The sequence below is a fragment of the Ramlibacter sp. genome (assembly GCF_028292805.1).
In the GTDB taxonomy this organism is placed as follows: Bacteria; Pseudomonadota; Gammaproteobacteria; order Burkholderiales; family Burkholderiaceae_C; genus Ramlibacter.
In genome coordinates, this window is the sequence record NZ_JAQGLS010000319.1 from 1 (window position 1) to 3,183 (window position 3,183).

Genomic DNA, 3,183 nt, shown 5'->3' on the forward strand with positions numbered 1-3,183 from the left:
GACCTTGCCCGTCGTGTACCGGCGCGATGCGGCAGGGCTCGTCCATGAAGTGTGGATCCTGACGGCGGACGAGTACAGCCGGCTGACCGGCGCGACCGGGGGGCAGCGGTTCGATGAATTGCTGGCCTTCATCTTCGGCGCACGGCGCTAGGAGGCCGCATGACCCGCAAAGTTTTCATCAAGACCTTCGGCTGCCAGATGAACGAGTACGACTCGGACAAGATGGCGGACGTGATGCACGCGGCCGAAGGTTACGAGCCGACCCAGGACGTCGAGCAGGCCGACCTGATCCTGTTCAACACCTGCTCGGTGCGCGAGAAGGCCCAGGAGAAGGTGTTCTCCGACCTCGGGCGCGTCAAGCACCTCAAGGCCAAGGGCGTGCTGATCGGCGTCGGCGGCTGCGTCGCCAGCCAGGAAGGCGCCGCCATCATCGAACGCGCGCCCTACGTCGACGTGGTGTTCGGCCCGCAGACGCTGCACCGCCTGCCGCAGTTGCTGGCGCAGCGCCAGCGCCTGCAGCGGCCCCAGGTCGACATCAGCTTCCCCGAGATCGAGAAGTTCGACCACCTGCCGCCGGCCCGCGTCGACGGCGCCACCGCCTTCGTCAGCATCATGGAAGGCTGCTCCAAGTACTGCAGCTATTGCGTGGTGCCTTACACCCGCGGCGAGGAAGTGTCGCGGCCGTTCGACGACGTGCTGACCGAAGTCGCCGGCCTGGCCGACCAGGGCGTCAAGGAAGTGACGCTGCTCGGCCAGAACGTGAATGCCTGGCGTGGCCGCATGGGCGAGACGGCGGAGATCGCCGACTTCGCGTTGCTGCTCGAGTACGTCGCCGAGATTCCAGGCCTGGAGCGCATCCGCTACACCACCAGCCACCCCAACGAATTCACCCAGCGCCTGATCGAGGCTTACGGCAAGATCCCCAAGCTGGTGAGCCACCTGCACCTGCCGGTGCAGCACGGCAGCGACCGCATCCTGATGGCGATGAAGCGCGGCTACACGGCGATGGAATACAAAAGCACGGTGCGCAAGCTGCGCGCAGTCCGGCCGCAGCTGTCCATGTCCAGCGACTTCATCGTCGGCTTTCCCGGCGAGACCGAGGAAGACTTCGGCAAGATGATGAAGCTGGTGGACGACGTGGGCTTCGACGCCAGCTTTTCGTTCATCTTCAGCCCGCGACCGGGCACCCCGGCGGCGGCGTTGCACGACGACACCCCGCACGCGGTGAAATTGAAGCGGCTGCAGCACCTGCAGGCGGTGCTGGAGGACAACATCCGCCGCATCAGCGCCAGCCGCGTCGGCACGGTGCAGCGCATCCTGGTGGAGGGCCCGTCGCGCAAGGACAAGCTGGAGCTGATGGGGCGCACCGAGTGCAACCGCATCGTCAACTTCGCCGGCCCGCAGCGGCTGGTGGGGCAGATGGTGGACGTGACCATCACCGAGGCTTACCCGCACTCGCTGCGCGCGCAGGTGCTGGTGGCCGAGTCGGCCGTCGCCGCGGCCTGAGCAGCGGCCGGAGCACACGCGTGATCGGAGTTCGTGCGAGAACCGGGCTGCGCAGCGCGCGGACCGGCTCTCCTTGTGGAGAGGGTCCGGCTTTGCCGGTCCTCTCCACGCTGATCGAGCCACCGGAAAATCGCGTGGCGGTTTTCCGGTGATCCCCTAGATGTCGTTTCGCCAGCTGCTGCTGGTTGCCTTCATGCTGATCGCCGCCCTGCTGGGCGGCACGGCCTTGCGCTCGGTGGTGATCCTCGAGCGCCTGATGGCGCAAAGCAGCAAGGAAGCCGCGCGGGCGCTGGAGCTCAATGGCGCGGCCCAGGCGCTGGCCGCGCGCAGCGCCGGCATGGAGCGCTCGGCGCGCCAGTCGCTGGTGCTCAACGACGCGGTGCTGCGCCGGCGCTTTGCCGAAGAGTTCCGCGGCGCCGAGGCCTCGCTGCAGCAGATGGCCGCCGCCGGCCTGGCCGGGCGCGAGGTGACCGTCTGGCGCAAGCAGGCCGGGGACATCGCCGGCCTGGTCGACGGCCCACTGGAGACGGCACTGGAGCGCGAGCGGCGGGTGGCGGCCGAGTTCCGTGAGCTCGATGGCGTCAACGGCCGCATCATGGCGCAGGTGCAGGGCCTGATCGAGGGCCGCGACAAGTCGCTGCGCGAGCAGCTCGATCGCGCCCGCGCCCGGCTGATGCAGCAGGTGGTGGGCGCGATCGCGCTGGCCGTGGTGCTGGCGGTCGGCTTCGGCATCTGGCTGGCGCGCCCGTTCAAGCGGCTGGAGCGCGCCATCGTGCAGCTGGGCGAAAACCGGCTGGCCGAGCCGATCAACATCCCCGGCCCGTCCGACGTGCGCGGGGTCAGCCAGCAGCTGGACTGGCTGCGGCTGCGCCTGACCGAACTTGACGCCGACAAGGCCCGCTTCCTGCGCCACGTGTCGCACGAGCTGAAGACGCCGCTGGCGGCGCTGCGCGAAGGCGTGGCGCTGCTGCAGGACGGCGTCGCCGGCGCGCTCAGCGCCGACCAGGAAGAGGTGGTGGGCATCCTGCACCAGAACACGCTGGCGCTGCAGGCCCAGATCGAGGCGCTGCTGCAGTTCAACGCCGCCGCCTTCGAGGCGCGCCAGCTGCGCCGCCGCAAGAGCGACCTGCTGGCGCTGCTGCGCGACCAGGTGGAGGCGCAGCGGCTGCAATGGCGCAGCCGCGGCCTGCAGGTGGTGGTCGAGGGCGCGGCGCCGGCGCTGCCGGTGGATGCCGACAAGCTGGGCGCCGCCGTCGCCAACCTGCTGTCCAACGCCATCCGGTTCTCGCCCGCGGGCAGCACCGTACGGCTGCAACTGGCCACCAGCGACGCCGGCGTCACCATCGACATCCGCGACCAGGGGCCGGGCGTTTCCGGCGCCGATGGCGGCCGGGTGTTCGAGCCGTTCTACCGCGGCGAGCGGCAGCCCGAGGGCGCCGTGCGCGGCACCGGCATCGGCCTGTCGATCGTGCAGGAGTACGTTTCGGCGCATGGCGGCCGGGTGCGGCTCGTGTCCGACAGCGACGGCGGCCATTTCAGGATAGAACTGCCCCATGCAAGCTGAATTTCTGCTGGCCGCGCTGCTGACGGCGGCGCTGGCCGGATGTGCCGTGCTGGGACCGGCGCCGCGGCCCCCACCGTCGCCCGCCACCGTGCCGGCGCCGGCGCCCACGCCCC

2 protein-coding genes are annotated in these 3,183 nt (G+C 70.0%); both read left to right on the plus strand.

The genetic code is table 11. The annotated features are described in order from the left end of the window. Window positions 1-159 precede the first annotated feature (159 nt). Window positions 160-1,506: a tRNA (N6-isopentenyl adenosine(37)-C2)-methylthiotransferase MiaB gene (gene miaB, locus JWP65_RS19445; RefSeq protein ID WP_299766747.1), complete on the plus strand. Its 1,347-nt coding sequence runs from the start codon at window positions 160-162 to the stop codon at window positions 1,504-1,506. Between the two features lie 160 nt (window positions 1,507-1,666). Beyond that, window positions 1,667-3,070, plus strand: coding sequence for an ATP-binding protein (locus tag JWP65_RS19450; RefSeq protein WP_299766749.1), 1,404 nt, complete (start codon window positions 1,667-1,669; stop codon window positions 3,068-3,070). Window positions 3,071-3,183: the final 113 nt, after the last annotated feature.

What these genes read in the sequence shown, in the direction of transcription:
- miaB (WP_299766747.1), top strand. Translation starts at nt 160, where the DNA reads ATGACCCGCAAAGTTTTCATCAAGACCTTCGGCTGCCAGATGAACGAG.
- JWP65_RS19450 (WP_299766749.1), top strand. Translation starts at nt 1,667, where the DNA reads ATGTCGTTTCGCCAGCTGCTGCTGGTTGCCTTCATGCTGATCGCCGCC.